This window comes from Thermosporothrix sp. COM3, from assembly GCF_059696735.1.
Genome location: NZ_AP019376.1, coordinates 6,798,896 through 6,824,904, shown reverse-complemented (window position 1 = coordinate 6,824,904; position 26,009 = coordinate 6,798,896). Strand labels below are relative to the sequence as shown.

General features: G+C 53.1%; 16 protein-coding genes. 8 read left to right on the top strand and 8 right to left on the bottom strand.

All coding sequences use genetic code 11. The features are described from left to right. The first annotated feature begins 2 nt into the window (after positions 1-2). The 4 genes from KTH_RS29160 to KTH_RS29145 all read left to right on the top strand — a co-directional run bounded on the left by KTH_RS29160 (position 3) and on the right by KTH_RS29145 (position 5,682). Complete coding sequence (locus KTH_RS29160; protein ID WP_111325759.1) at positions 3-1,133, top strand: ATP-binding protein; 1,131 nt, start codon at positions 3-5, stop codon at positions 1,131-1,133. Then, a complete protein-coding gene (locus KTH_RS29155) occupies positions 1,133-3,424 on the top strand; it encodes a DUF5682 family protein (protein ID WP_497622388.1) in 2,292 nt (763 codons plus the stop codon). The genes KTH_RS29160 and KTH_RS29155 overlap by 1 nt, the downstream gene beginning before the upstream one ends. Continuing rightward, positions 3,414-4,658, top strand: coding sequence for a VWA domain-containing protein (locus KTH_RS29150; RefSeq protein WP_497622386.1), 1,245 nt, complete (start codon positions 3,414-3,416; stop codon positions 4,656-4,658). The genes KTH_RS29155 and KTH_RS29150 overlap by 11 nt, the downstream gene beginning before the upstream one ends. A gap of 130 nt (positions 4,659-4,788) precedes the next feature. Further along, a complete protein-coding gene (locus KTH_RS29145) occupies positions 4,789-5,682 on the top strand; it encodes a 5'-3' exonuclease (RefSeq protein WP_497622384.1) in 894 nt (297 codons plus the stop codon). 181 nt (positions 5,683-5,863) lie between these two features. On the opposite strand, the gene KTH_RS29140 is transcribed toward KTH_RS29145, so the two are convergent. Genes KTH_RS29140 through KTH_RS29130 form a run of 3 tightly spaced genes read right to left on the bottom strand, consistent with a single transcriptional unit; the run spans position 5,864 to position 9,924 of the window. Then, entirely contained in the window at positions 5,864-7,063 is a 1,200-nt protein-coding gene (locus KTH_RS29140; RefSeq protein ID WP_497622383.1) for a hybrid sensor histidine kinase/response regulator, read from the bottom strand. A gap of 3 nt (positions 7,064-7,066) precedes the next feature. After that, positions 7,067-8,224, bottom strand: coding sequence for a sensor histidine kinase (locus KTH_RS29135; protein ID WP_111325756.1), 1,158 nt, complete (start codon positions 8,222-8,224; stop codon positions 7,067-7,069). Beyond that, a complete protein-coding gene (locus tag KTH_RS29130; protein ID WP_497622380.1) occupies positions 8,215-9,924 on the bottom strand; it encodes a PAS domain-containing protein in 1,710 nt (569 codons plus the stop codon). The genes KTH_RS29135 and KTH_RS29130 overlap by 10 nt, the downstream gene beginning before the upstream one ends. A 510-nt stretch (positions 9,925-10,434) precedes the next feature. Here KTH_RS29130 and KTH_RS29125 point away from each other — a divergent pair. Beyond that, a complete protein-coding gene (locus tag KTH_RS29125) occupies positions 10,435-11,301 on the top strand; it encodes a hypothetical protein (protein ID WP_497622378.1) in 867 nt (288 codons plus the stop codon). 156 nt (positions 11,302-11,457) lie between these two features. On the opposite strand, the gene KTH_RS29120 is transcribed toward KTH_RS29125, so the two are convergent. Then, complete coding sequence (locus KTH_RS29120) at positions 11,458-12,933, bottom strand: catalase (RefSeq protein ID WP_497622376.1); 1,476 nt, start codon at positions 12,931-12,933, stop codon at positions 11,458-11,460. A gap of 615 nt (positions 12,934-13,548) precedes the next feature. Here KTH_RS29120 and KTH_RS29115 point away from each other — a divergent pair. Next, positions 13,549-13,710 carry a hypothetical protein gene (locus KTH_RS29115; protein WP_497622374.1) on the top strand — a complete coding sequence of 54 codons (162 nt, stop codon included), beginning with the start codon at positions 13,549-13,551 and terminating at the stop codon, positions 13,708-13,710. Between the two features lie 79 nt (positions 13,711-13,789). After that, positions 13,790-14,509, top strand: coding sequence for an FAD-dependent oxidoreductase (locus tag KTH_RS29110; protein ID WP_497622372.1), 720 nt, complete (start codon positions 13,790-13,792; stop codon positions 14,507-14,509). 4 nt (positions 14,510-14,513) lie between these two features. Here KTH_RS29110 and KTH_RS29105 read toward each other — a convergent pair whose 3' ends face one another. The 3 genes from KTH_RS29105 to KTH_RS29095 all read right to left on the bottom strand — a co-directional run bounded on the left by KTH_RS29105 (position 14,514) and on the right by KTH_RS29095 (position 23,278). Beyond that, positions 14,514-15,656 carry a sensor histidine kinase gene (locus tag KTH_RS29105; protein WP_497622370.1) on the bottom strand — a complete coding sequence of 381 codons (1,143 nt, stop codon included), beginning with the start codon at positions 15,654-15,656 and terminating at the stop codon, positions 14,514-14,516. A 350-nt stretch (positions 15,657-16,006) separates the two neighbouring features. Next, positions 16,007-18,037, bottom strand: a complete 2,031-nt coding sequence (locus KTH_RS29100; RefSeq protein ID WP_497622368.1) for a WD40 repeat domain-containing serine/threonine protein kinase — start codon at positions 18,035-18,037, stop codon at positions 16,007-16,009. Positions 18,038-18,166: 129 nt separating this feature from the next. Next, on the bottom strand, positions 18,167-23,278 hold the full coding sequence (locus KTH_RS29095; protein WP_497622367.1) for a HEAT repeat domain-containing protein: 5,112 nt from the start codon (positions 23,276-23,278) through the stop codon (positions 18,167-18,169). A 472-nt stretch (positions 23,279-23,750) separates the two neighbouring features. Between KTH_RS29095 and KTH_RS29090 the strand changes: the two genes are divergently transcribed. Beyond that, positions 23,751-25,502 (top strand): lipopolysaccharide biosynthesis protein, encoded by a 1,752-nt coding sequence (locus tag KTH_RS29090; RefSeq protein WP_497622365.1) that lies wholly within the window; start codon positions 23,751-23,753, stop codon positions 25,500-25,502. A gap of 40 nt (positions 25,503-25,542) precedes the next feature. Here the strand turns inward: KTH_RS29090 and KTH_RS29085 are convergent, their stop codons facing one another. Further along, a complete protein-coding gene (locus KTH_RS29085) occupies positions 25,543-25,908 on the bottom strand; it encodes a YbjQ family protein (protein ID WP_497622363.1) in 366 nt (121 codons plus the stop codon). Between the last annotated feature and the right edge of the window lie 101 nt (positions 25,909-26,009).

Genomic DNA, 26,009 nt, shown 5'->3' with positions numbered 1-26,009 from the left:
ACATGAGCACAGTCAATGGTCATAATCAGAAAGCCGAAGTTGCCAAAAAAGCCGCTGAAACCGTCTTACGTCAGCATGCCGAACAGCAATTCGCTGAGGAACTGGAAGAACTGGCAAAGATCGACACCCGCAAGCGTCCACCTAACTGGAAGCTGTCGCCCTGGGCTGTTCGTACATACCTGATGGGCGCAACGCTGCCGAACGGCTTTGAGATCACCCCGAAATATATCGGCAATCCCCGCCTGATGGAGATCGCCATTGCAACTCTGGCAACCGACCGTGCGCTGCTCCTCTATGGAGTGCCAGGTACGGCCAAATCCTGGGTCAGCGAACATCTGGCAGCAGCCATCACCGGTAACTCCACCCTGCTCATTCAGGGTACCGCTGGCACCGATGAAACCGCGATCCGCTATGGCTGGAACTATGCCCGCCTGCTTGTCGAAGGTCCCTCCCCGGATGCGCTGGTTGTCAGCCCGATGATGCAGGCCATGCGTGAAGGCAAAATCGCACGTATTGAGGAATTGACCCGTATTCCTAGCGAGGTACAGGATACCCTGATCACGATTCTCTCAGAAAAAACCCTGCCCGTACCCGAACTGAATATGGAAGTTCAGGCCAATAAAGGCTTCAACGTGATCGCGACCGCCAATAATCGCGACAAAGGCGTCAATGAGCTGTCCAGCGCCCTGATGCGCCGTTTCAATACCGTTGTGCTGCCCACACCTGATAGCATGGAAGCCGAGGTCGAGATCGTCGAGCGACGCGTTGCCAGCCTGGGGAAAGCGCTTGAACTACCTGCTGAGAAGCCCGCGCTCGAAGAGATCCGCCGTGTCGTTACCATCTTCCGCGAGCTGCGCGAGGGCCGCACCCTGGATAGCAAGACAAAAGTCAAAGTCCCGAGCGGCACCCTTTCCACTGCGGAAGCCATCTCTGTCATCAACAACGGCCTGGCAATGGCCGGGTACTATGGCGATGGCGTTCTACGCGCCGACGACCTTGCCGCCGGTCTGACGGGCGCGATCGTGAAAGATCCCGTTCAGGATCGCGTTGTCTGGCTGGAATACCTGCAAACCGTTGTGAAAGAGCGTGAAGGCTGGAAAGATCTCTATCGAGCTTGCCGCGAGGTGTTGTAGTGAGTATTCATGTCTTCGGTATCCGTCACCACGGTCCGGGGTGTGCGCGTGCTCTGCGCGCCGCCCTGGATGAACTGAAACCGGATATTCTTCTGATCGAAGGGCCGCCCGACGCCGAACATGTGCTGCCATTACTGACAAAGGAGGAGATGAAGCCACCGGTTGCGTTGCTCGTCTATGCTGCGGACAAGCCCAATCAGGCCGTTTTCTTCCCGTTCACTCATTTCTCGCCCGAGTGGCAGGCGCTCACCTACGGCATGCAACATAATGTTCCAGCACGCTTTATGGATCTGCCCCATGCTATCCATTTTGCGCGTCAGCGGGAAACAGATGAAGAGAACCATAGCGAGACCCCTATTGAGGCCGAGGACGAGCATAAGTCCACCCAATCTGTAGCGGTGCCGCAAGAGGCTGAGCAGCTTCTTCAAGATGATCCACTTGCCATGCTCTCCTATGCCGCAGGCTATGAGGATCATGAGGGCTGGTGGGAGCAACAGATTGAGCAGCGCCTTGATACAACCGGTCTCTTCGAGGGCATTCTAGAGGCTATGACAGAACTCCGTTCGGGACGGCCCCCCAAGAACGAAGAGGAAGCGCTGCGCGAGGCCTATATGCGTCAGACGATCAAAGCAGCCAGTAAAGAGGGCTTCCAGCGCATTGCAGTTGTCTGCGGCGCATGGCATGCACCGGTATTGGTTGATCCTGAGGCACACAAGGGAGATACCTCCCTGCTTAAAGGTCTGAAAAAGGTAAAAGTCGAGGCAACCTGGATCCCCTGGACCAATTCGCGTCTCTCATATCGCAGCGGCTACGGCGCAGGCATCTACTCGCCTGGCTGGTATGAGCACCTCTGGGCCTTTCCCGGCAACGCAACGCCGCACTGGATGGCTCGTGCCGCCCATTTACTGCGTGAACAGGGAATGGACGCCTCATCTGCAAGCGTGATCGAGGCCGTACGTCTGGCCGAGTCTCTGGCCGCCTTGCGCGACATGCCTCAGCCCGGATTGGCAGACGCACACGAGGCCATCCTGACAGTTCTCTGTCATGGTGAACAAGCGCCAATGAACCTGATTCGCGAAAAGATGGAGATCGGAGAGCGCATGGGAACAGTGCCATCCGATGCGCCAGTTGTCCCCTTACAGCGCGATCTTGAAATGCATCAGCGACGCTTGCGCCTCAAGCCTTCAACCGAGATTGTCACACTTGATCTGGACCTGCGCAAAGAAACGGACCTGGGCAGAAGCCAGCTTCTCCACCGGCTGCAACTCTTGCATGTTCCCTGGGGAACTCCAGTGCACGTCTCGGGCAAAAGTGGAACCTTCCATGAATACTGGCGACTTCAATGGAAAGTTGATTTTGTCATCGCCTTGATCGAAGCTAACGTCTGGGGAAACACTATCGCCGAAGCAGCGGCGGCCTACGCCATTGATCAAGCACGGAATACAGAGTCATTACCCACGTTGACATCTCTGCTGAATGAATGTATTCTGGCAACACTTCCCAGAGCTGTTGAGCAGCTTCTACAAGAGCTTCAGAAGCGGGCTGCGGTGACAGCCGACATTCATCATCTGATGCGTGCACTTCCCCCGCTAACAACGATTGTGCGTTATGGCGATGTGCGCAACACCCAGGCAGATTTCATCCTCCCGATCATTCAGGGGCTGTTCGAGCGCATTGTTATCGGGCTCCCGGGCGCATGTTCCTCGCTCGACAATGACGCCGCCAAGCAGATGATCGAGAGCATCAATCAGGCTCAGAGTAGCGTTGCTCTGTTAGAGATCGAGGCTCTGCAAGAAGAGTGGTATGCAACGCTCAAGCGTATTATGGAGGACGAGCAGATTCACGGTCTGGTCCGGGGACGTTGCTGCCGTATTCTGCTCGATCAGCAGATATTGCCAGAGGAAGAGCTACAGCGCCTTACCGGTCTGACATTGTCTCCGGCTGTTCCAGCTACCCAGGCAGCCTTCTGGATTGAAGGTATTCTACAGGGGAGCGGACTGGTGATGCTACATCAGGATAATCTCTGGCGTGTGCTAGACGGCTGGGTCTCTATGCTCACTACAGATACATTCACCCAGTTGCTACCCATTCTACGCCGCGCCTTCTCAGGTTTTGCGTCCCCCGAACGGCGTGCAATGGGCGAGAAAATCAAGCATCTCCATACGCAAACCACCCAGCCAACGAAGAGCGTGACAGGGCAATCCAGCGAGGCATCATTTGACGCTGCCAACGCACGCCTCGTTCTGCCTACCCTGGCACAGATATTAGGAGTCACATTCGATGACAGGTAATAGAGTAGAGCCACAGGAGCAAGAAAGATTACGCCGCTGGCGTCTGATTCTGGGTAAGGCCGCTGAACAGGGGTTAGGGATCAGAGTCAGCGGAAATGGCGCCGGAACCGACGAAGGTGAAGACGAAGGGAGCTTTACGCTCAGTGACGTAGATCAGGGTATGGATGACGTCCTTGCAGCGCTCTATGATGCAGATAAACAGTCCGGACGTCGTGGCGGCCTGGGCGCTTCGTCACCGCGCATTGCTCGCTGGCTCGGAGACATTCGCACCTACTTCCCGACCTCGACTGTACGCCTGATGCAGCAAGACGCCCTTGACCGGCTAAATCTCACTGAGATGCTGCTTCAACCAGAGATGCTGGAGCAGGTCGAACCAGACATCCATATGGTTACCACGCTGCTTACCCTGAATAAAGCAATCCCGGAAAAGACAAAAGAGACTGCCCGCATGGTGGTGCGCAAAGTGGTTGAAGACCTCGAACGCAAGCTCGCGAACCCACTGATGCAGGCAGTTCGCGGGAGCTTGAATCGTGCCACCCGCACCCGGCGGCCTCGTGCCAACGAGATTGACTGGGATCGCACAATCAGAGCCAACCTGAAAAACTACCTGCCAGAAAAGAAAACAATCATTGCCGAACAACTTATCGGCTATGGACATAAGCGCTCTTCTCTGCGCGACATTGTGTTATGTGTGGACCAGAGCGGTTCTATGGGCACATCGGTCGTGTATTCTGGCGTCTTTGGCGCGGTTCTGGCAACACTGCGAGCAGTCTCAACAAAGATGGTGGTATTTGATACCTCCGTCGTCGATCTCACCGAGGATCTTCAAGACCCGGTTGACCTGCTCTTCGGGACACAGCTTGGGGGTGGTACCGATATTAATCGTGCGCTTGGCTACTGTCAGCAGATTATTACCAAACCCAACCAAACCATCCTGGTGCTTATCACCGACCTCTACGAGGGAGGAAACGAGCGCTCAATGCTGCAACGGGCCGCCGAACTGGTTGCCAGCGGTGTGCAGGTAATCTGCCTGCTTGCGTTGAACGACACAGGTGCGCCGATCTACGATCATCGGAATGCTGCACGCCTGGCCGGCATGGGGATTCCCACCTTCGCGTGTACTCCTGATCTGTTCCCGGACCTGATGGCCGCCGCCATTATGAAGCAAGATCTAAACCTCTGGGCTTCACAAAACGATATTGTGACGGCACGTGGCGACGCGAACGATCGGTAGTCAGACCATCGTACGGCTTTCTACAGAGGGCAGATACGCTGCTCTCTGTAGAGCGCATTCGGGATTCTCGCTTGACGCGCTTTGACTACCAGCCTACAATACAGTTCAGATATATTCCCGGAGGTTTCTCTTGACCGTTCAAGCCGATACATTATTAATTGACGGGCACAATTTGTTGTTCCGCTATTTTCAGGGTATGCCTCGCTCCTTGATCTCTCCTGATGGTACCCTCTTTCATGGGGCCTACGGCGCGATCGCAGGCATTCTCAGCCATATCAAGCAGTTTCAGCCACGGAATGTGATCGTCTGCTTTGACACCCCTTATAGAACACAGAGAAGCCTCTTACTGGAAACCTACAAGGCCAATCGCCCGCAATTCGCGCCCGACGATCCAGAGAACCCGTTTACACAGCTTCCTTTTCTTCAGAAAGCCCTGCAACTGCTCAACATATATACCATTGAAATGCCGGGAGTTGAGGCTGATGACTTGATTGGGAGCTATGCACAGCTTGCTCGCAATCGCAATCAGCGCGTCATGATCATCTCAACCGATCGGGATCTGATGCAACTGGTTGACCCCACCACCCACATCTACGTACGTCGAGGAAAAAAGGAACTCTTTTATACACCGGAACTTGTCGCGGAGACTTTCGGCGTGACACCAGCGCAGTTTATCGACTTCAAGGCGCTGGTTGGTGATACCTCAGATAATATTCGGGGTGTGCCGGGCATCGGTCCGAAGACAGCCGCTTCTCTGCTACAAACCTTCGGGACGCTGGAAACGCTCTATGCCAACCTTGCGCAGGTGAAGCCACGGATTGCAACCAAACTACGCGAACATGAAGAGCTTGTGATCCTGAATAAGCAGATTGTCACCATTGATTGTCGGGTTGCTGTCGAGTCAAGCTGGATTGAGCAACCGCAGACGATAGTGCCACTTTCCGCCCGCGATATTTTTGCTCAACTCGGCTTTTTCTCACGCATGGGGCGCGACCCTGGTGATCTTCCAGTGAGCGCCGATTGAACCGATAAAAAAAACAAATCAGGGGTTGATTTTTTGGAGATTTTCAGGTATACTTTATTACGTATCTTCGTGTGAAGCCTTTCCCCCTTACAACCAAACCCATCCCGTATTTTTATCCCCAAAACAACATGTAGCACGTTTTTTACATGCACAAGGGACAGGGCGTTCCTGTCCCCTGGATTTATGAGGGCTGCGATACCTGCGTGCTATCTTCCACAGGCGAGGCAACTTTTAGCGGCAACACGACTGAAAAGACGCTTCCCTTTCCCGGCGTACTCTGAACATCAATACGTCCACCATGTCGCTCAACAATCTGATTGGAGATATAGAGTCCGAGTCCAAGCCCGATGCTAGAACCACGCTGGACTTCAATGCCCGGGACGCGGTAAAAGCGCTCAAAGATGTGCGGCAACACCTCCGGAGGAATCCCCACGCCATCATCAGAAACCGAAATGATGCATTGCTCATCCTCGACACGCACCGACAAACGAATCGGAGCGGAAGAATATTTCCGTGCATTCGACAACAGATTGATAATGACCTGCCCGAAACGATCAACGTCGATAGCCATTTCAATCTTCTCTGCTGGTAAATCCACCTCAACAACCGGAGGCGGATTCGTGCCTACAATGTACTCATCCACCAGGCGACGGCAGAGCTCGTTTATATCGGTCGGCTGCTTATGGAGGACAAACATACCCATTTCGATAAACGAGATGTTCAGCAGATCATTCACCAGCAATTCCATGCGGCGAATGGAGTTCTCCATACTCACCAGACGGATAACGTCGCTTGAGCCAGCACGTTCCAGCTTACGCCGAAGGAGCTGCGTCATCCCCTTGAGGCTGGATAGAGGAGTCTTCAACTCATGCGAAGCCATACTCAGAAACTCATCCTTGGCGGCATTCGCGGCAATCAGCTCACGCGTTCGCTCCTGTACCGCCTTTTCAAGCGAGCGTGCATGCTCTTCCAGCGCTCGCTGCTGCTCTGCCACCTGACGCCGAAGCTGTCGCGTCTGGATCGCCCTGTAGAGTGCGGCAACAAAGTAATCACGGTCGATTGGCTTCTGAATAAAGTCATACGCACCGCCACGCAGGGCCTGAATAGCGAGGTTGTGATCTCCATGACCGGTGATCAGCAGGGTTGGTGTATCCGGGCGCAACTCCTGAATCTTACGCAACAGCCCGAGTCCATCCATGCCTGGCATCTTGATATCGCTGACAATCGCGTCATAGTCTTTGTTGCGTATCAACTCAAGCGCCGTGAGAGCAGCATCAGCCGTTTCAACCTGCACATCTTTCATGCGCAGATGGACGGCCTGTGGAAGCGCCTGCAATAAGGCAGTATCATCATCAACGATCAGAATATGTGCCTGTGCCACCAACTATTCTCCTACAGAGTCATCCGCCCGAAGCGGAAGCTGGACCAAAAAGAGTGCACCCGATCCGGGACGGTTCTGTACAGTAATCATCCCTCGATGCTCCTTAATAATGCCATACGTAATTGATAATCCAAGTCCTGTACCGGTCCCAACTTCTTTGGTCGTGAAAAACGGATCAAATATCCGTTGCTCCAGTCCGGGAGGAATTCCCGATCCGGTGTCAGCCACGCTGACCTCTACCATGTCATTGACTTGTTTGCATTCAATAGTGATAAGTTTCGTTTTCGCACCTGAGAGAGCATCGCGCGCGTTTGTCAGCAAATTAATAAAAACCTGCTCTAACTGAATAGCATTACCGGTCACAACCAGATCTTCAGAGTGAAGGTGTATGCGCACTTCGATCTGGCGCAGCCGTAACTGCTCCCGCATCAGCGAAATGGAGCGCTGGACGACTTGCGGAACATTGACCGGCTCCCAACTCACTGGAGCAGCCCGGCCAAACGTGCGCAGGTGCGAGATGATCTCGGTAGCCTTCCGCACCTGTTGCATTGCGCTATGCAGTTCCTGTAAGATCCGCTCAGGCTCCGTATCAGCCATGCCAAGCTCAATCAGATCAATTGCATTCCCGACAAACAGCCCGATATTGTTCAGGGGATTATTCAACTCGTGAGCCACGCCCGTTGTCAGTTCACCCAATGTCGCCAGCTTTCCCGCCTGCACCAGTTGCTCCTGTTTCTCGCGAAGCTCCTGTTCACGCTTACGTACTGCCTCAGTCGTATCCTTCAGATCACTCATAATGTGAATCATTGCTTTGCGGCTGTTTTCTAACCGCAAATTCGACTTATGTGAATCCTGCAAAATGTGAAGCAGTGCGCGACGGGAATTGTCCAGCCGCTCTGTCTGTCGTGCCAGCCGCCGCCTATCCTGTTCGTAGTCGGCAAGGATGTGAATCATCGCTTTCCGCTGATCTGCCAGCTTGCTATTCATTGCTGTCAGGTCGCTCAGGATATGGATGAAGGCACGGCGGCGCTCCTCGCTTTTCTGTACACGCATTTCCAGCTGTTCCTTCTCTTCCAGCAAAGCCATGTACGCCCGGCGCAATTCCTCCAGGCTGACATGCTCGCTATCTAAAGAAGGCGGTTGTTGCGGTACTACGTCCATCGAGTATGACCCCTGTCCGATTCACGATGAAGACCTTGTGAGCGATATTTTTCCAGTTCCTGCTTCAGGTTCTCGATCTCCTTTTCGAGAGCGATCATCTTCAGTTCGCGTCCGACAACGACCTCCTCAAACTTCTCAAGATCAAGGATCTTTTCCTGTAACTCGGATTTCGACTCCTCAAGATCATGCAACACTTTCTCATATGCTCGCATATCGCGCAGGATGCCGATTGCCCCTATCACTTTGCCGTCCGAGTCTCGCAACGCTGAGGCATTGAGCGTCGTCGGTATCACTTCCCCTGAGGCTGTTCGCGGAGTCAGACGCGCATTTCGCGTCACACCCTTCTCGATCACTTCACGCAGGGCTGCCAGAAACTCACGAGTCTCTTCCGGGCTGATAAAGCGCGAGAGCGACTGTTCCAGCACCTCATCTGGCCTGAACCCCAGCAACTCATACACCGCGTCGTTCGCCTGTTGGATCTTCCCTTCCAGATCTGAAACGAACACCGGATCTGGCGCGTTCTTGATCAGGTTATCCGAGTAGGCCCGGGCTTTATCCAGCTCTCGCATATCGCGCAGGATGCCGATCGCTCCTATCACTTTGCCGTCTGAGTCTCGCAACGCCGAAGCATTCAAGCTTGTGGGAATCACTTCCCCCGAGGCACTCCGCGGATTCAGTCGTGTATTACGGATCACGCCTTTCTCGATCACTTCCCGTAACGCGGCGGTGAACTCACGGGTCTCTTCCGGGCTGATAAAGCGCGAGAGCGACTGTTCCAATACCTCATCTGGCCTGAACCCCAGCAACTCATACACCGCGTCGTTCGCCTGTTGGATCTTCCCTTCCAGATCTGAAACGAACACCGGGTCTGGCGCGTTCTTGATCAGGTTATCAGCATAGGCACGTACCTTATCCAGCTCTCGCATATCGCGCAGGATGCCGATTGCCCCTATCACTTTGCCGTCTGAGTCTCGCAACGCCGAGGCATTGAGCGTCGTCGGTATCACTTCCCCTGAGGCTGTTCGCGGAGTCAGACGCGCATTTCGCGTCACACCCTTCTCAATTACCTCGCTCAATGCGGCCAGAAACTCACGGGTCTCCTCCGGACTGATAAAGCGCGAGAGCGACTGTTCCAGCACCTCATCTGGCCTGAACCCCAGCAACTCATACACCGCGTCGTTCGCCTGTTGGATCTTCCCTTCCAGATCTGAAACGAACACCGGGTCTGGCGCGTTCTTGATCAAACTATCTGAGTAGGCCCGGGCTTTATCCAGCTCTCGCATATCGCGCAGGATGCCGATCGCTCCTATCACTTTGCCATCTGCATCACGCAACGCCGAGGCATTGAGCGTTGTGGGAATCACTTCCCCCGATGCGCTCCGCGGATTCAGTCGCGCATTTCGCGTTACCCCCTTCTCGATCACTTCCCGTAACGCGGCGGTGAACTCACGGGTCTCTTCCGGGCTGATAAAGCGCGAGAGCGACTGTTCCAATACCTCGTCTGTACGGAATCCTAGCAACTCATACACCGCGTCGTTCGCCTGCAAGATCTTTCCTTCCAGATCTGAAACGAACACCGGATCAGGTGCGTTCTTAATTAAATTATCAGCATCCAGAGATCGAGAACTGGTCCCCACACCATTCATGGAGTCCATCTTCTCGGTGGTTGAGGTATTAGAGGATACCGCTTTATCGGCCATCAGAAATATTCCTCCCATCATTGACAAGGCAGCCATTCTGACGAGGTAGACCTGATCGTGTCCTCGTCCGCTCTATGTACGATGTATTTCATGCATTGTCTCTGTTTAGAGCTCAACAGATTGTTTTTTCAAAGTATACAGAAAAAGTCCCATACTGACAAGGAGACCATATTCCGCTGAGGCTTTTTCTGGAATCCCCTTGTGCTCCTCTTCAGTACGTTGACATCTGTTGACATAATACTCCATCACCCGATGAGAGTAAAGGGGGATAGCAAGGATAGATCGCGCTCGTATTTTAGCTCATCCATAGAGAACGCGTCTCTCTGATGCATCCTCACGCTTGTACACCCCATGATTCACACAATAAAAAATTACAACTTTTTCATTTTAGGCACAGTGACACATTTTTCTCAATGTCTATGATATACTTGGATCAAGTGCTTGGCAGCACCTTTTCAGCAGTTTCCCCATGAACCAGATGACCTGTTTCTTTTTTTGGGAGTGTTTAGATTGACACATTCACACCTATCGCAACACGCTAAACAAAAAGTAGTAGGACCAACCAAGGAGAATGAAACCATTCCGCTCTCATCTGAGGCGCAAGCGTTTATTACAGCAAGTCGTTTCTGTGCTCTGGGCTGTACAGATCCATGCGGGGGCCTTCGAGGCCTGTTCTTAACGGGAGATATTGCCTACGCGCCCAACGCTTCCACCTGTCTGGTACAGATCAACCAGCAGTTCCATACCATGCCCACTTTTTTATATCTCTGCCGTGCCCTGAGTATGCAACAGGTAGTCACTCCGGGCCTCTGTTTTCTACACCATGATCTTCGGCAATGCCTGAATGTGAGAAGTATTGCAGAGATGGCGCTACTTGAAAAGAACGGTGTCGCCTGGCTGCGTTTCCAGGTCACGCAGGCAACGACGCAATCACTTCCAGAGAACAAAGAAGAGGCTCTTGCATACCCATGTGCCACCCTCTCCCTGTATCAAATGCTGAAGCATACGAGCGGGACAACAACCATCCCATTCCCCTGCCAGCAGCTTGGTTTCTTCTGGACGGAGCCCCTCAGAGACAGCGCAATGTTCGCAGGCTCTCTATTCAGTATGCTTGCGGTGAGCCCACAAGAAAAGACCGTGTACCTGAAACAGGTCTCTCATATATTTCCGACCGTGACGACAAACAACATGCATTGCTCTCTGATGCTCCCGGATATCCAGCAACAGCATACCCTCTGTCTGAGCGGTCAGGCACGCATGCAGCCCATCGAGGCCCTTTCAGCAGAGCTACACGGCTCAGTAGCACATCATGTACTGGCCTTTCAGGTCCAGAGGGCAGAACTTCAGCGGGCAGACGGCACAATTGAAATCGTTTAGCAGACCACCTCATTTCCGTCTGTCTCTCCAGAGAAGCTGCTGTCATCTCTTGCAGAACAGCGGCTTCTCTCTTTCTACCTACTTGAGCCTCTATCCCTTATTATTGAAAAAGCTCCACCCGGAGTTGTCCGGGCAGAGCTTTCATGCTGCATAAACTTAATCGCCAACAGGTGTCTCAATCTCAAGGCCAAGCCCACGAGCAACACGAGCACCATAGTCAGGATCAGCGCGATAGAAGAGCTTCACCTGACGCTCGGCAATCTCTTTGTGCTTGATATTCTTCATATGCGAAACGATGTTATGCACAAGACGTGCCTTCTCATCCTCGCTCATCAAGCGATAAAGCATGCCGGGCTGCACGAAGTCATTATCCTCCAGATTATAGGCGATACGGCGTGCGGTGCCCTGGACTGGCAGCTCTTCCTCGTTCTGATAGAACTGAGGGGCCGCAACAGGACCATTGAAGCTATTCGGCTCATAGTTCGGGCGCGAACCACCATTATCATCGAAACGCATTGCACCATCACGGCGATAGTTTTGCACCTCAACGCGCGGGCGGTTGATTGGCAGCAGCGCGTAGTTTGTGCCCAGGCGATGGCGATGCGTATCCGGATAGGAGAAGATACGACCTTGAAGCATCTTGTCAGGCGAGAACCCGATACCTGGAACAATATTGGTCGGAGCAAATGCGGCCTGCTCAACCTCGGCGAAGTAGTTCTCCGGGTTGCGATTCAGCACCATGCGACCAACTGGGATTAACGGATAATCTTTATGTAACCAGACTTTAGTGACATCGAATGGATCGAAGCGATACGTTGCAGCATCCTCAAGCGGCATGATCTGCACGTAGAGCGTCCAGGTAGCCTCTCTGCCAGATGCGATATGCTCGAAGAGGTCCTGTGTTGCATAGTCGGGATTCTCACCGGCCATGCGGATCGCCTCTTCGTTAGTCCAGTTCTCAATACCAGCATCGGTCTTGAAGTGGTACTTGACCCAGTGCGCCTTACCCTCAGCGTTGATCCACTTGAAGGTATGGGAACCGAAGCCGTCCATATTGCGATAGGTCTTCGGGGTGCCACGATCAGAGAAGAGGATGGTAACCTGATGCAGGGACTCAGGAGTCAGAGAGAAGAAGTCCCAGTATGCATCGGGATCTTTCAGGTTTGTCTGTGGGTTGCGCTTCTGCGTATGGATCAGGTCCGGGAACTTGATCGCATCACGAATGAAGAAGACCGGAGTGTTGTTGCCGACAATGTCATAGTTCCCCTCTTCGGTATAGAACTTGACAGCGAAACCACGCGGGTCGCGGGCGCTATCGGCAGAACCTTTCTCTCCACCTACGGTCGAGAAACGAACGAAGAGCGGAGTGCGCTTTCCAACTTCGCTCAGGAAAGCTGCTTTCGTATATTTAGTCACATCATGAGTTACCTCAAAATAACCGTGTGCACCAGCGCCCTTTGCATGCACAACACGCTCAGGGATACGCTCACGATCAAAATGAGCAAGCTTCTCAATCAGATGGAAATCTTCAAGCAGGGTGGGTCCGGGGTAACCCGCAGTCAGCGAGTTTTTGTTATCCGGAGCAGGAATACCAAAATCAGTCGTTAGATAATTTTTCTTCTCGTCAGCCATGAAAAACCTTTCTACATTTCCGAGGAGAGGACAATACCATCCCCCAAAGATAAGACAACAACGCTACCGCTTGAGTAAGCTCTGCTGTCCCGATCACTCAGGGCAACCCCCATCTTGAAAACGGATAAGGCCCTCATAGTCGATCGCCTCTCATCCACGGCAAGCCTACAGGATGAAAACGAATAAACAGCAGAAAGACACCGCTGTTTCTACTTTTCTCTCAGGGGAACGTGTCCCTTGCTTGAACAAGCGTACCAGAGAAAAACCAGGATGTCAAGCGGCTTTAAACAGCGAAAGGCTTCTTCTTTAGAACAACCTTGCCTGTCTCCAAGCCTATTATTGCCTGCGCATAAAAAGCAATACAAACAGGCCGGTCATTATCTTCAACTCAATCTTTGCAAGTTTATTACGTACAACACTATACTACTGTTTTCGTCGTATGACAAGAGATGCCATATAGTACCATTTACCCAACCACTACCTGTCCATTCTGCCAGGGAACAGGTGCTTCCTGAGAGGGCTTCCCTTGTCAGGAACAGCTCTCGTGTTGTCTACTAAACTCAGTTTTGTACAGCGCTCTTTTCTTAATTCGCTACGAACAGGAGCACAGAACCTATGCAAGTACTGGTTATCGGTTGTGGCATCTCCGGATTGACAACCGGGATCAGCCTGTTGCGTGCCGGATATTCGGTACATATCAAGGCAAAGGACCTGCCACCCAATAACCACCTCAAACATCGCAGCCGCGGTCTGGTATCCCTACAATGCCTTCCCTAGAGACCGAATTACCGCGTGGGGCAAAATCGCGTTTCGTATCTTTCAGACTCACGCTACAAAGCCGGAAACAGGGGTGCTGATGCGCTCTTTTCTGGAAGTCAAGCCTGCGCCTGTCGGTGATCCCTGGTGGCTCGAAGCCGTTGAGAGCTTCAGACATGCCACACCGGACGAGCTCCCCGCAGGGTACGCCGATGGCTATGTCTTTGAGACCCCTGTCATTGATACCAGTCGCTACCTTCCCTACTTAATGCAGGTATTTCAGCAGGAAGGCGGACTCATTACCCGGGAAACTGTGACTACGCTCGGCGACGCTTTGACCGAATACCCGATCGTCATCAACTGTAGCGGCCTGGGAGCCCGCGAACTGGTTGGAGATCGCGATATCCATGCCGGACGAGGCCAGACCATTCGGATCAAACAGAAAGGCTTCCAGCGCGTCATTGTAGACGACGAGGGGCCTAACAAACTCGCATACATTGTACCACGCACCTCTGATATCATTCTCGGTGGTGTCGATGAAGAAAACAATGAAAACACGAGTATTATTCCAGAACAAAATAGTGGCATTTTACAACGCTGTGCCAACCTTGCCCCACAGTTTGCCAATCTCAAGCCGGAAGATATTCTGAGCGTCCAGTGCGGGCTGCGTCCCCTGCGCTCGCGCATTCGTCTTGAAGCCGAGCGCCCCGTTCCTGATCGCCTGCTGGTGCATAACTATGGACATGGCGGATCAGGTGTAACGCTTTCCTGGGGATGTGCAACAGAGGTTGTCACGCTCGTTAAACAACACACAGCCTGAACGTTTATGGATCCAGGGGAGCTGCATTCAACACCAGAGGCAGGGTGAACCAGAAAGTTGAGCCGACACCCGGCCTGCTTTCGGCCCCTGTCGCTCCCTGATGTAACTCGATGATCCTGCGGCAGAACGCCAGCCCCAGGCCCAGACCAGCCCCGCCTATCGCCTGAGTAGCGGGGTCCAACGCCTTCGCATCAGACCGATAAAACCACTCCCAGATTTTTTCCAGCTCTTCCGCACCCAGACCGGGCCCCTCATCGCGTACCGCAACATATGCACAGGTTTCTCTGCGCTCAAGGGAAACCTCTATTCGGCCATCGCTGCGCCCATACTTCAAAGCGTTCGTGACATAGTTATTAATAACCTGAGTGATACGGTCTGCATCCATAAAGACAAGAAGCTCATCTTTCACTGCCAGCGAAAGCTGAATGCATCGCGCCGGAAATGCAGCCTGTAACGCCGCCACGCTCTCCGAGACCACTCGAACCAGATCACCGGCCAGCAGCCGTAACTCTAACCGGTTGGTCTGCATCCTGGTGACATCCTGTAAATCGTCGACCAGACGTTCCTGTAGTTTCAGTTGACTTCCAGCCTGAGTGAGCAGGTGTGAGAGATCAAGCAGACGCTCCTGTACCTGAGCATCACATTCCTCCTGAAGCCACTTTGTCAGTAACCCTCGAGCGACCTGAAGGTGCATACTGACTGCGGTCAGTGGGGTACGCAACTCATGGCTGACGATGCCAAGAAAAGCTCTCATCCGCTGATTGGGAGAGAGACCTTCTTCCTGAAAAAGCCCGGCCACAGCATCCGCAAAACGGTTCGCCCGAGCTACATCTTCAGGTGTCCAGGGGGACTCTGGATGCGCTCGCAAAACCAGAAATATCGCTTGCGCCCCGATTTCCAGCGGCAGCAGTAACGAGGCTTCTTGCTCCAGCAAAAGCGCCTGACCGGGAACACATCGTTCCACAAGCTCAACAGGAAGTGAGATGGTTTGCTGCTGAAGCTCTTCCCCGCCCGACACAAAGCAAGCGACGTTCATTGCAGCATCTGGAATGGCAGCACGAGTACACACATAGGCACAGGAACAGCGCAACGTGTGCACAGCTAATCGTGCTACTGATGAGAAAACGTCGTCTCTGTGCTCGTCCATTTGTCTTTGGTGTTTATCAATCATACTGTCACCATGCAGGAGCAGACGCCCCGTTTTTCACAAAGAGTTGTAGAAATCGGGCACCCTGGTGGTCAGGGAAGATGATGGCCCTGAGATCTCTCACTGTCTATCCACATCCACCTGATACACTTCTCTGAGCGTCCCTTTTTCAGAGGAAGAGATACCAGCAAAACGAACGCCTTCTTGCTTTGCACTCGTTTTCACAGGTGGCATTACGCTACTAACCTCAAGTATACTCCTGTTATTCACCATTCGCAAATATACAGAAATATAAACCTATCAATAGCTCACCTTGCTGAGTATACAGGGTTTCTTTAGAAGCCCTTGCTTTATCCCTTGAATATCTCGATCAGGTTTTCTCGCGTCTCGCTCAGCACCGCGATCTCATTCGTCGTTGGTGAGCAAGCAACTAACTGTCTTCCGGGCAAAATCGCGTCAGGAGCGCTCTCAGTGGGAGATCCCACCAGCACGGCCTGACACCGTAAAGCCAGCATCAGGCGCCCATCTCCCGTGAGACTAATGCTTCGCGGAGAGCCCGGCAGCTCAGTCCAGAGATAGGGGCGTGTCACATTATCCACGTGCCAGCTTATTACTTTCCTGTCACAAAAGGCGGCGCTCAGCCAGCGGCCATCAGGCGACCAGGCGACCGCTGTTACGGCCCGCTGAGCCTCTATCAGGACTTTCCTCCGGATCGTGCGCCCCTCAACCCGCCAGCAGACCACCATCCCATTCTGACCGCCCGCAAGCAGGAGACTGCCCTTTGGAGACCAATGCATCACCCCGACCGTTTCAGCAACCATATCCGGTGTCATAATCGTCTCATAACGATCGAGCAAGCGGCCAGACAGCGTTTCGGGCGTTATCGCGTAAAGGTCTATCTGGCTGCCATGCCAGACGGCCAGACAGTCCCGCCTCGACCAATCAAGCGCCTTGACTGGTCTTCCCTCATAGGGAAGCATCAGCGGGTAGGGTCGTTGTCGCTGCACATCCCAGAAGGCAAGTCCACCCGGCACACTGACAGCCACAATGTTTCCATCGGGAGACCAGCAGAGCGCTGCGGCCTCAAGGGCGGAACGCACCTGTATAAGCTGTGTTTTGCGTTCCGGTCCAAGAATCAAGGGCGGATAATCATAGCAGGTGCAGCCTAACAGGGCACCCGTTGGCGACCAGAGCAGGCTTCTTGGCGTCACCATTATCCCATAGCTTCTGACCAATTTGACGGGCAAAGGGGTATAAAATGGCCCCTGGGCCTGCTTGTGCTCTTCAAGGGATTCTTCTGCGTCCCGTGGCTCCGGCAACGGCTCATCCAGAATTCGTTCGCTGGTAATTTCCGGGTCCAGTTCAATCATGACATCTGGTGCAATGATCTCACGCTCATCTCGCTCCTGTACCGAGAAATTGGCCGACGTGCCGGGAGCAAGCATCGCACCCGGTTCCCAGATTACCTCACTATAGCTTCGTGCCCCGGCAGCCGTCATATCTTCAGTGAGGGCCTCAATGGCACTGTAGAGCGCCTTACCAAAAGCGAGGACAGAAGGAAAACGCTCTTCTGGCTTCTTTGCCAATCCTCGATGAATCACCTCATCGATCGCCCCTGCCGGAATGCGCTGCGGATTGAGCCTGCTTGGCAGGATAGGAGCCAGATGTCTATGGGCATCGCGATACTCCTGGCGATCAGCTACCCGGTAAGGATAGCGCCCTGTCAACAACCAGCAAGCCATTACTGCCAGCGAATATTGATCTGAAGCACAACAAACAAGCCCATCAATCTGCTCGGGCGCTGCAAACTCATATGTGCCTATGAATCCGCTGGCCTCTTCCACCTCGACCCCTCGATGCAGCATACGGGCAATTCCAAAATCGCAAAGATAGAGTTTGGCAGCTCTTCGGGCGCTCCCGACACTCTCAACCAGAAAGTTGGCAGGCTTGACATCGCGATGAACAATCTGAGGCTTGTGCCTGTGCAAATACCAGAGCGTTTCAGCCGCCTGTAGAATCATATCTGCGATCTGCACTAAAGACCACGGCTGCGCCCGCTTTGCCAGATTTAGTAACGAGCCCTCAGGCTTATACGGTACCACCAGATAGGGCACCCGTTGCGTACCAATATAGGTCCAACCAGAATCGAGAATAGAGAGAATATGCGGATGGTTCAGGCTACGCCCGAGCTCGATTTCGCGTAAAAAGCGCCTTTTTGCCTCTTCGTTCAGGCGCTCGTCATCTTTAATCGGGCACATCAATTTCAGAACCAGTGTATCCCGGCGTAATGGGTCTCGAACCAACCAGACATCACCCATACCACCCTCTTTCAAGGGTTTCAGACACTCATATCGCTCTATCTGTCTGGGTGCTTTTTCCATCTTTGCACACCTCACCCTGTCGTGTTTCCGTTCTCAGTTACGCTTTACTACCCCTTACTTTACTAGACGATTCTCTCCCTCTATTTCTCAATTCTTCTGATTCTCTACATGTTCAATTTGTTTTATTGCTTATTGCGCCTTCCCCTGTTTTCCTTTATTTGAAGGGGCACTTCCACGAAGCACCTCCTCAAGCTGGTTTTTCTGTTGTTCGCAACGACGTGCTAAGTGCTCTACCTGATCCTCTAAATCTCTGACTTTGAGTTGTGCTTTACGCAACGCCTGTTCTTTCTTCTCGCTTTCTGCCTGGCTCTCTTCATATTCAACACGCAGCTTTGCCAGTTCATCCATCAGTGCATCAATCTTCTGTGACATTTCTACATCAGCTTGCTCTCGCTGCTCCCGTTCACGACGCCGTGCATCCCGCTCAGCAGCCAGTTCACGCTTCAGACGCGCAAGCTGAGGCATAAAGCGCCGCCCAAGCAGGACCGCGAAGAGCTCATATTCAGGCTCATTGGGTCCACTGTTCTGCAACAACTCTTGTAAGCGCTGAACATTCCAGGTACCACCCGCCAGCAAACCGCCCAGAGCCCGGAGCGCAACTTCCAATCCCTGCGGGTCCCGAAGCGTTCCCTGTGCATCAAATACCCCATAACTACTGATATCTTGCGCCAGATGCGCAATCTCAGTCGGAGCTACCGAAAGACCAAGCAGAGCAGCCAGTTCCGGGCGCAGCTCTTCCACCGTCTCAGGAGAGGTGAACGCATCTTCAAGCAAGAACTGCGAACGACGTCCCATCAGCAGGAAGAGATACGCCAGCGGTCTATAGCGTCTCGGATCTTCATTATTCAACACATCCAGCAGATGAGTCGCGACCTGCTGTTCACCGGCCAGCAGCAGCGTTGCCATCACACGTGCATTCGCCCTGCTGTCCTCATGCTCCTGTACATACTGAATGAGCGTATGCAGCATCTCGGCTTCGTGATTCTTCTCTTCCTCCCAAACTCGCTCTAAGAGGAAGAACATGCCCATTACCATTTTTGGCGTTTCATCAGATGAGAGCAAAGAAAGCAGTTCTCCAGCCACCACCCGATTCGGGATCTTCTGGAACGCCTCCAGTGCCGCATAGCGCATCGCAGGCTCACGCTGGTTGGTAATCCTCTTCCAGAGTGCTGGCAGGGCGGGGATGCCGATCTTTGCCAGGATATCCTGTGCGACCAGTGCAACCGGTCCCTGAGCCGTCAGGAGTTCCGCGACCTCCTCTGTAGCGTAATCCTTTAACTCGATCAGGGCTTGCGCGGCTCCTCTTCTGCGCTCCTCAATAAAGAGCGCCTGAATCAAGCTTTCCAGTACCTGTTGTTGATATCGTGGATTATACGCAAGTGTCACTAAAGCGACAGCACAATCAGCCTGAAGCAATGCCTGTTCAAGTCCCTGCAAGAGCGCCGGGAGACTGATTTCGGCCAGGTCTTCGGTCAACAATAAATGCAGCTTGTCGCGAGCCTTACTTCCCTGGGTATGCGGAAACAATTTGACGAGTCGCCAGACAATCCCCTGTGGATCTGAACTTTCCTGTACCAGGACCGAAACGACCTCACGGGCCCGCTCGTTTGCAACCTCTTGCTGATGCTCAAAGCCGACAAGCAGCGCCTCAAGAATATCCGGGCCAAAGGCAGGCAACAGACGAGCAGCGGCTTCTCCCTGCTCATCGTCGGCCAGTTGATTGACCAGCAACCCAATGGAGACATCGGGGTGCTTGAGCAGAAGCGGCGTCACCAGCCGCTGGAAGTTCGGGAGATGGAAGACCTCTATCAGCGCCGGGACCACATCACGTCCCTCCATTCCCTGCAACGTCTGATAGACATAGAGACGTACTCGCTGATCCTCATGCAAGAGATGACGCACCAGCACACTGGCAGCCTCGCCTCCTTGCTTTTTGAAGATCGATCTGATGCGTTCGGCTCGGAGGTCGCTGCCCACCCGTAACGCTTCCAGAAGCTCTTCTCCCGGGAACGGCGACATCATCAGGATAGTGCGCTGAACTCGCTCGATGAATGAGGGGTCATGCGGCTCCTCAAGCGCAACCACCAGATCGGGAAGCGCCAGAGGACCGAGCACGCTTAACGAGGTGCTTGCTTCCTCTCGAATGCGGACCTCAGGGTCCTGAAGCAGCTTTAAGAGCGGTGCGACCACTCTTTGCTCTGGGAAACAACTGAGCGCATGAATAATCCCCACCATCAATTGTGTATCTTGCTGCGAGCTCTGAAGCAGGGTCAACAGGGGAGAGACTGCCCGTGGGTCACGCACCAGTGCCAGAGTCTCAACCAGCAAACGCGTGCGTCCCGGCACAATATTAAAGAGGATATCAATGATTGGCGTCACAACCGGTTCCCCAATCATAACCAGAATCCGGATCGCACGCTGCGCAATATCCTCTCGCTGATGACGCAATACGATATCAAGCACGCCCGGGATGCTCTCCGGCGCATAAGCACATAAGGCCTCTTCAACCGCTGTATAGACCTGCCATGACGGATCGGCGACGAGGCGCAACAGAGTGGTTAACGCACGTTGATCTCTGACTGCTTTCAGCACCTCAACGATACGGATACGTTCCTGTTCCGTCGCATTTTTCAGGCGCTTCAGGAGATGGGGTGTTGCCAGCGAGCCAAGATGCTGCAAAATGTACTGTGAGTGGTGCATCAGTACCTGATCTTTCTGCCCCACCTCGGACTGAAGCAGCCCATCAACCGCAGCTTCTAGCACCTTCTCCCAACGATTATCGCGTGCTCCCACCCCCTGCGTATCGCGCCCCAGGCGGATCAGAATTGCACAGGCCAGCGTCTGGACCTTGTGCTCCTTCTCATAAGGCGCGGTCAACACTCTAAAGATACACTCTAAAACCTGAAGATACTGGCGACGCGTCAACTGCTTGTAGACATCCTGCTCCATCAGGTAACGTTCTAGAATCTTTAAGACCGCCTCGTGCGCCAGGGCATGGATCTCGGGTGCTATCTGTCGGTCAGAAGGAAGCGCAGTATTTTCGATGACCGCGATCAGACGGGAGAGCGAGAGATCATGACCGAGCCGAAGCAGTCCGTTCGCAGCCCGATTCACAACCTGAATCTCTGTATCGTACAACAACTGAATCAGCGGCTCGACAGCATGAGGATCACGCGTTCTTCCCAGAATATCAGCGGCAGCTTCGCGCAACAGCGTCTTATTCCCGGGATCTGCAAGGCGGATCGCCCGCTCCACCACAATAGAGCCAAAGCGCCCCAACACACGCGCAATCCTGAGAACCATTTCCCTGGGACTACTATCGACCATATCAAGGAGATAGGTAAACAGCAGATCGGGGACAAGATTTCTATCAAGCAGGACAAGCAGTTCATCGATGCCCTCATAGGAGATCAAGGGCAACAGGGAACGATAGACCTCATCTCCACCCTCCTCAACACAGCGCTTCAGGATGCCAGCCACCGCTTCACGACTGTTCTTATTCCTGACAACCGTCACCAGGGCATTTTCAATGCTCGTTGTCAGATGTACAGGGCGCCTGTTCTCGGCCTGTGGCGGCGTCCAGAGTACTCCAACACAGACAAGCGCCAGGACCAGCCCCTGATAGATATAGCGTACGTTCTTCAAACCTGCTGCCGCAAAGCACTCAGCAAGCACCAGCGGATCTTTCAGCAGGCCTGCCCAGATAGCAACCGGCTCGCTCCAGAGGCTCAGGTCTTTCAGGAGATCTTCGCGCAACTGTGCATGCGCGATCCGGCGTTCATCCGTGGCCATACAGAAATACTCAGCAACAAAGTACTCAGCAATGAGCTCATGCCGGAAGCTCAGAATACCCTTTTGACTGATATCCAGCAGATTCGCGGAGGTCGCAAAGCGAAGACACAGCTCAACCTCATCGCGATCCAGGCTCTCGAACGTCTCGTTATCAGGCTCAAATGGCCCATGAGGTGGGTGATCTGCCAGCCAGAAAACCAGTTCGTCGGCGCTCTGTGTCATACTGATGCCCCGGCCATTCCCAACCGAGACACCAAGCTGCAACGCATTCCGATTGTGGTCACACCGGGCTGCACAGGCAATGATCGCCAGCATCTGAATAAACTTCTGCTCATCTGGAGCGTTGTGCTGCCAGCGTCTCTGCTCTTTCACGATCACCTGTCGCACCCACTCGCGCAAAAGCCGCCCTCGGGTGTCTACCTGCTTGCCGCGTTCCACCCCGATCTGGTCAATAATCTCCATCAGCGTGACAAGCATCATCGGATTCGTGCAATGATAGCGCAAACGGCTACGGTCAATAACCTCCATAATCTCATCATCAGAATGGTGCCATTCCGATTGTGTTTTGACGTAGCGCTCGACGAACTCACGCACCTGTTCGGGCTGCAATGGATGAATCGTTGCCAGTTCGGCCTGACCGCTCTCGACCAGCAATTTGAACTCGCTCTGTCCCTTGTAATCAATTTCGCGACATGTCATCACAATGCAGTTTCCGGTCTCACGCATCCAACCGGCCAGTTCCCGGCTGACAGCAGATTGATAGTCCCGATCAAGCTCATTGAGGCCATCACATAGTAACAGCAGCCTTCCACTTTGCGCCAGTTCTCCCAGATACGGGGCAAGAGTCCGCATCCCGGGAAGATCGCTCTCAACCAGATAGTCCAGGAGGCTCGTTTCCTGCTCTTCTTCCTGTTGTTCCAGAAACAGACCATAGTTTTTCATGGGCACAAAGATAGGAATCCGGCCCCGATGCAGGACCACGGAGAGCGGGTTTTGAGCGGCTTCATATTGATAGACACGGAGCGCCATTGTCTTTCCTGCTCCGGGAACGCCGAGGATCAGGCGATGTATACTTTGTTCTCTGCTCAGATCCAGTAAAGAAATATGTTCTTCCACTTTGCCCTGGCCCTCAGCGGTACGATGAATATTAGTCAGTGCCTTGAGAGGAGTATAGAGAGCCCGAGATTCCTTCTGTTCTTTATTGACCTTCCGCAAATAGAGCAGAAGAGCCAGAGGCTTTCTTCCAAAGAATACAAGCAAAGCAACCACCAGGAACAGCAATCCCATGCCAATCAGCAACCAGGGAATCTTTATGAGTGCTGCAAAGCTCGCTGCCCTTAACACAACAAAACCAATGAAGAGATAGAGTAGTATGGCTACTACAGCAGCCACAATTACACTCATCAGAAGGGGCAGCAGCCACATCGGGCGTGTTGTTCCTATGGTCAAAAGCTGTTGTACTCTCTCATCCGTGTTCCTTCGCGGTTGTTGCTCCTGTAGCATTGCTTCCTTGATACCTTTCCGGGATATGGTGAAAACAGTATAACACGCTTCATTCAGAAACACACTGAAAAGCGGCGTTTCTATCATCTCTGTATCTGACGCTCTTGCCTCTCAATGGGAGAAACACCTGTATGCTACCATATACACTGCTCACGTCAATGTCTGACCTTCCCTCTCTAGTACCAGGGGGCTTGTTACGCAGTACACTGCTGCCTGGCAGGCCCGCTTAACGAATACCCGGTACTGATTGATTCTCCTTTTTCTCTGTTCTTCAATGCCGGCGATACATCAGATTTTTTCGGAATGTTGTGCTCCAATAGGAGGTATTGGCTGGCTTGGTTGGTAAAAGTTTTATTTTCACCATGATTCACGTTACAATATCCCTATGGGTAAAGAGCCATTTCGTCCTTTACGCCTTTTGCGTGCAGATCAATCAAGAGAGACCCAACCGCGCCAGCAAGCAATTACTGGCGTACAGCCCATTATTGCCCCCGCGGTTGACGAGACACCAGGTAGCATACCAACCACAGAACCACATACCGCAACAGCCATCCCATTGGAAAATGATACCGAAGCTACCAATCTTCTGAAGAAGACCCCGAAAAGCTATCTCTTCAATCAGGCGTACGGGCTATGGGTCTATATCTCCATGTTCGTGCTGGTACTGATCCTGACACATGGGCTTTCCGATCAGCAGTACGGAGCCTATGCTGTCGCGGTAACCGCATATAATACGATCCTATATATTATCGCGTTTGGTTTTGAAGATGCGACCTATACCTTTATTCCGCGCGTCTTTGCCGATCATGGGAAAGCAGCAGCGGCACATCTGATTCGCCGCCTTCTGCTCCTGCGTGTGGGGGTCCTTGTCCTGACCGCGCTCATCATGCTCTTTGGGCTACACCTACTCGCAGACCTTTTCGCAACGATCCCGCCTCTGCAGGGAGCCGCCCGCGATCTTAAGAACCCGGAGTTAGAGGCACATCTGTTACCGATTACCATCTACGTCATCAGTAGCAGTGTCGCAAGCCTGTTAACAGCACTCTGCACCGGACTCATGCGCATGCGCCTTGTCTTTTTTATCGGGAGCCTGACGCAAGCGGCTATTCTTGCTTCTGGCTATATTGTGCTACAGCTTGGTTGGGCAGTCGAAGGCGTGCTCTGGATACTTGCTCTGACCTCCGTAGCCCAGATGATGGCCTTTTTCCTCTTCCTCGCGCCGTTCCTCTTCTCACGGGGCACCCAGTACCATCAACCGCTGCTTCCGCTACTCAAACTGGGCTTCAATGCATGGCTAACAAACCTTGTTTCAGGAGCACTGTTAAAACAGGTCGCGATTACTTTATTGAGTGTTTATGCTGTCTCATTAACAGAGATCGGTTACTTTAATCTGGCATTCCAGCTTGCAGATGCTGCGAATCTCTTGCTGGTGTCGGGCTTTGGCGGGGTCGCCGGGGCAGCGCTGGCCGCCGCGTTTATTGGCCAGAACTATCAACGCCTCTCGCGCACATGGCAGACACTCATCAAAATCGAGACACTGCTGGCTGCTCCGGGACTGGTCTTCTGCCTTTTCAACGCGCCAAGTATTGCCCATGCGCTCTACCCCGACAGCTTTGGTCCGGTTGGTGGGCTGCTGGCGGTCTTCGTCTTTTTCAATCTGATCATGCGTGTGCTGGGCACTTATATTCACCAGCCAACGCTCTACGTTGTCAACAGGTCGTCTCTGGCCATGATCAGCCAGTGGGTGGGATTGGGCGTTGTCATTCTCACCGGCGTTCTGTGCATCGGTTATTTCAAGCTGGGAGCAGCAGGAGCTCTGATCGCTGATGGCATGGGCCGTATTGTCACAGGTTCATTGATGCTGCTTTTCCTCTGGCGGAAGCTGCCGCAGAAATACCCTGTTGGCTTTACCTTGCGCTTCCTGCTGGCGCTGGCGCTGGCAGCGATTCCAAGCATTCTCTGGGTGATTCTCTGGCAACCAACTGATCGCTTTCTACTGCTCGGGTATCTGGCTGTCACTGGAAGTATCTTTATCCTGCTCTGTGCAGGCCTGTTGCTCTGGCTCAAGCCGCTCGAAAAAGCGGATCTGGAGACGATTCAGAGCGCGAAGCCCGCACTGGTTCGGTATCTACGTCCCTTCACTCGCACGACACAAGAGAAGCAGGCATAAAAAACGGTGAGCCCCTTAACAGGCTCACCATACGCATTCCTTACTGATCTAACGGTACCACCGTTACCGCTGTTCCATAACACAATACTTCAGTGACACCTTCAGCCAGCTCAGTCGCGTCATAGCGCATACCTATAATTGCGTTTGCACCAGCTTCCTGTGCATGCTGAATCATCAGTTCATAGGCGTCGTTCCGGGCTCCCTCACACAACTCAGTATAGAGAGAGATATTACCACCGAACAACTGCTGAAACGAGGCCCCAATCTGGCCCGCCACACTACGCGAACGCACAATAATTCCTCGAACAACACCATGATTTCTCACAATGCAATAGCCGGGCAGCTCAAATGCTGTTGTAATAAAGTTATGAATGGTCAAACCCGAAGCAGGTGAACTATATTGCATACATCTCCCTCGTAAAACATGCAAGCTATAACACTAGTACGTACAGCGACAGGGCTACGTTGCTTGTCCCTCATCACTCTATGATGATACTATGAGAAGGA